The organism is Streptomyces sp. SID5785 (genome assembly GCF_009870065.1).
In the GTDB taxonomy this organism is placed as follows: Bacteria; Actinomycetota; Actinomycetes; order Streptomycetales; family Streptomycetaceae; genus Streptomyces.
This window is the reverse complement of the sequence record NZ_WWIA01000970.1, coordinates 1-4,425: the sequence shown is the minus strand read 5'-3', so window position 1 is coordinate 4,425 and position 4,425 is coordinate 1. Positions and strand designations below refer to the sequence as shown.

The 4,425-nt window shown below is 71.0% G+C and carries 4 protein-coding genes; all 4 read right to left on the bottom strand.

What is annotated here, in order from left to right; translation table 11 throughout:
* Positions 1–34: 34 nt before the first annotated feature.
* Positions 35–829, bottom strand: a complete 795-nt coding sequence (locus GTW43_RS31620) for an ABC transporter ATP-binding protein (RefSeq protein WP_161305412.1) — start codon at positions 827–829, stop codon at positions 35–37.
* Positions 830–875: 46 nt separating this feature from the next.
* On the bottom strand, positions 876–1,985 hold the full coding sequence (locus GTW43_RS31615) for an aliphatic sulfonate ABC transporter substrate-binding protein (protein ID WP_161305411.1): 1,110 nt from the start codon (positions 1,983–1,985) through the stop codon (positions 876–878).
* 245 nt (positions 1,986–2,230) lie between these two features.
* The gene (locus GTW43_RS31605) at positions 2,231–3,589 is read right to left on the bottom strand and encodes a GTP-binding protein (protein ID WP_161305409.1); all 1,359 of its coding nucleotides are present in this window, start codon (positions 3,587–3,589) and stop codon (positions 2,231–2,233) included.
* Between the two features lie 2 nt (positions 3,590–3,591).
* On the bottom strand, positions 3,592–4,425 hold an 834-nt coding region (cysD, locus tag GTW43_RS31600), incomplete at its 5' end, for a sulfate adenylyltransferase subunit CysD (protein ID WP_161305408.1).

Below are 4,425 nucleotides of genomic sequence, written 5' to 3'. Positions count from 1 at the left end.
CGGGCCCGCCAGGTCCGGGGCGGTGGCCGTCGCTTCAGTCCTTGCCATGGCGGCGGATCTCCCCACGCAGTTGTTCGGTGATCTCGACGGAGAGCTCGGCGACCTCGGGGTCCTCGATGCGCCGCGGCTGCGGAATGTCCACGGTCCACTCGCGGGCGATCCGGCCGGGCCGCGAGGACAGCAGCACGACCCGCTGCGCGAGCCGCACCGCCTCGCGCACGTTGTGCGTGACGAACAGGACCGAGAGGTTGGTCTCCTCCCAGATCCGGGTCAGCTCGCCGTGCAGCACGTCCCGGGTGATCGCGTCGAGCGCCGCGAACGGCTCGTCCATCAGGAGCAGCCGCGCGTCCTGCGCGAGGGCCCGGGCGAGCGCCACCCGCTGGCGCATGCCGCCCGACAGCTCGTGCACGCGCTTGCCGTACGCGCCCTGGAGGCGGACGAGTTCGAGCAGTTCCTCGGCGCGCGTGCGCCGGTCGTTCTTCGCGACGCCCCGCAGCTTCAGGGCGAGCTCGATGTTCTTGCCCGCGGTCAGCCACGGGAACAGAGCGTGCTCCTGGAACATCAGGGCGGGCCGCCCGTCCGTCGCGATGGAGCCGGCCGACGGGGCGTCGAGCCCCGCGGCCAGGTTGAGCAGGGTGGACTTGCCACAGCCGGAGGCCCCCAGGAGCGTGACGAACTCGCCCGGCGCGACATCGAGGCTGATGTCGTCGAGGACGAGCTGGGGCCCCGCCGGTGTGGCGAAGGACTTCGAGACGTGCTCGATGCGGGCCGCCTTGCCGCCCGTCGTCGCGGCTGCGGCGTCCGCCGCACTGGCGAGAGTCGTCGCCATGGTCGTCACCTCCTGGGGATCGATGCTGACTCGGCTGCGCTGTCGGTTACTTGACGCCGAGACCGGCGTCGTCGACCTTGCCGCCGCCCTCGGCCGCGAGGACCTTGTCGAGCGGCCTCAGGTCGTAGATCCCGGCCAGGTCCGGCTTCTCCAGGAGACCGGCCTTCACCGCGTGCGCCGCCTCCGTGTCGAGGGTCGAGGCCAGCGGGTCGTCGGTGAACGTGATGGACTTCCACGCCGGGTCGATGATCTCGGCGGGCAGCGCCTTGCCCGAGTCGTGCTCCAGCTGCTTGTTGGCCGCGGCCTTCGCCTCGTCCCGGTTCGCGTTGATCCACTTGTTGGTCTTCACGGACCCGCGCAGCACCGCCTCGACGACGTCCGGGTGCGCCTTCAGGAACTTCTGCGACACGATGATGTTCGTGATCACGAACTTCTTGTCCGGCCACAGGTCGGCCTCGTCGAGGATCGCCTTGCCGCCCTCCGCGACCAGCTTCGACGCGGTCGGCTCCGGCACCCACGCGCCGTCGATCGAACCGGACTTGTAGGCGTCCGGGGTGATCTTGTTGTCGGTGCGGACCACGGAGACGTCGCCCTTGCCCGAGTTGGCGTCGACCTTCCAGCCCTTCTCGGCGATCCAGTTCAGGAACGCGACGTCCTGGGTGTTGCCGAGCTGGGGCGTGGCGATCTTCTTGCCCTTGACGTCGTCGAGGGACTTGATCTTCTTCGGGTTCACGACGAGCTTGACGCCGCCGGACGCCGAACCACCGATGATCCGCAGGGACTTGCTCTGCGACTTGGTGTAGCCGTTGATGGCGGGCGACGGGCCGATCCAGCCGATGTCGATCGATCCGGCGTTCAGCGCCTCGATCTCGGCGGGGCCCGCGTTGAAGGTCGCGTACTTCGCCTGCGTGCCCTTCAGCTCCTTCTGCAGGATGCCCTGCTGGCGGCCGACGAGCGCGGTGCCGTGGGTCAGGTTCCCGAAGTAGCCGATCTTGACGGTGTCGGCGGACAGGGCCTTGCCCTTGGCCGAGACGTTCTCCTGGGAGCTGTCGGACTCGGAGCCGTAGCCGCAGGCCGTCGCGGTGAGCGCGAGGAGCGGCAGGGCGGTGACGGCGAGCAGCGAGCGTCGTGCGAAGGACGATCGGATGGCAGGCACGGGAGGGGTTCCTCTCGTTGGCCCGGCGGTCACACGGTCAGCGTGTGGCCGGGAGGTCGGCAGGTCTTCGTTTCCGTCGAGCGCGGTGCGGGGTGCGGGGGGTGAGGGCGCGCAGGCAGTGCGCGTACGTCAGCGCGCACATCGCGCCACCCCGCCCTGTCCGCTGCCGAGGGCGCCGCTGCCGATGCGGCCGCCCTCCTTGGCGAACGTCCCGTAGTAGTCGAAGAGAGTCGGGTTCATGGCGGTCAGAAGTCCCAGCCCTCGTCGTCCGCGTCCGCGGCCGGGGCGGCGGTGTCGGCCGCGGCGAAGGCCTCGCCGGCCATGCCCGCGGCCAGCGTCGTACCGTCCGACGGGTCGATCAGCAGGAACGAGCCGGTGCGCCGGGAGGCGGCGTAGGAGTCGAGCGCGATCGGCTCCGCGATGCGGACCTTGACGCGGCCGATGTCGTTGGCGACGAGCTGCCCGGGGTCCGGGTGCTGGGAGAGGTCGTCGAGGGTGAGCCGCGACGGGATCTCCTTGACGATCGCCTTGACCGTGCGGGTGGTGTGCTTGAGCAGCACCCGCTGTCCCACGGTGAGCGGCGTGTCCGCGACGTGGCACACGGTGGCCTCGACGTCCTGCGACGTGGCGGGGGCGTCGTCGCTCGGCACGATCAGGTCGCCGCGCGAGATGTCGATGTCGTCCTCGAGCAGCAGGGTGACCGACTGCGGGGTCCACGCCACGTCGACCGGCGTGCCGAGGAGGTCGATCCCGGCGATCTTCGAGGTCGCGCCCGAGGGCAGCACGGTCACGGACTCGCCGACGCGGAAGGTGCCCGCGGCGATCTGGCCCGCGTAGCCGCGGTAGTCGGGGTGCTCGGCGGTCTGCGGCCGGATCACGTACTGCACGGGCAGTCGCGCGTGGCAGCTCGTGAGGTCGTGGCTGACCGGCACCGTCTCCAGGTGCTCGAGGACGGTGGGGCCGCCGTACCAGTCCATGTGGGCGGACGGCTCCACGACGTTGTCGCCGGCCAGGGCCGAGATGGGGATCGCGGTGATCTCCGGGACGCCCAGGTCGGAGGCGTACGCGGTGAACTCCTCGGCGATCGCCGCGAACACGGGCTCCGCGTAGTCGACCAGGTCCATCTTGTTGACCGCGAGCACGACGTGCGGGACGCGGAGCAGGGCGGCCACGGCGGCGTGCCGGCGCGTCTGCTCGATGACGCCGTTGCGCGCGTCGACGAGGACGACGGCGAGGTCGGCGGTGGAGGCACCGGTGACCATGTTGCGCGTGTACTGCACGTGGCCCGGGGTGTCCGCGAGGATGAAGCGGCGCCGGGGCGTGGCGAAGTAGCGGTAGGCGACGTCGATGGTGATGCCCTGCTCGCGCTCCGCGCGCAGGCCGTCGGTGAGCAGCGCGAGGTCCGGCTCGGCGGCGCCGCGCGAACGCGACGCGTGCTCGACGGCCTCCAGCTGGTCGGCGAGGACCGACTTGGAGTCGTGCAGGAGCCGCCCGACCAGGGTGGACTTGCCGTCGTCGACGGAGCCGGCGGTGGCGAAGCGCAGCAGGGTGGTGGCCGACAGGCCGGCCAGCTCCTCGGCGGCGGAGACGGGTGTGGTGCTCATGTCTAGAAGTACCCTTCGCGCTTGCGGTCTTCCATCGCGGCCTCGGACATCTTGTCGTCGGCGCGGGTGGCGCCCCGCTCGGTGAGCCGGGACGCGGCGATCTCGGTGATGACCTTCTCGATCGTCGTCGCGTCGGATTCGACGGCGCCGGTGCAGGACATGTCGCCGACCGTGCGGTAGCGCACCTGGCGCGTCTCGACGGGCTCGGTGTCCTTCGGGCCGCCCCACTCGCCGGCGGTCAGCCACATGCCGTTGCGCCGGAACACCGGGCGCTCGTGCGCGTAGTAGATCGCGGGGAGCTCGATGTTCTCGCGGGCGATGTACTGCCACACGTCCAGCTCGGTCCAGTTGGACAGCGGGAAGACGCGGACGTGCTCGCCGGGGGCGTGCCGGCCGTTGTAGAGCTGCCACAGCTCGGGGCGCTGGCGGCGCGGGTCCCACTGCGAGAACTCGTCGCGCAGCGAGAACACGCGCTCCTTGGCGCGGGCCTTCTCCTCGTCCCGGCGGCCGCCGCCGAAGACGGCGTCGAACTTCTCCGCGGCGATCCGCTCGGTGAGCGGCGTCGTCTGGAGCGGGTTGCGCAGACCGTCGGGACGCTCCTTGAGCACGCCGCGGTCGATGTAGTCCTGCACGGACGCGACGTGCAGCCGCAGCCCGTGCCGGGCCACCGCACGGTCGCGGTAGGCGAGGACCTCGGGGAAGTTGTGGCCCGTGTCCACGTGCAGCAGCGAGAAGGGGATCGCCGCCGGGGCGAACGCCTTCAGCGCCAGGTGCAGCATGACGATCGAGTCCTTGCCGCCGGAGAAGAGGATCACCGGCCGCTCGAACTCGCCCGC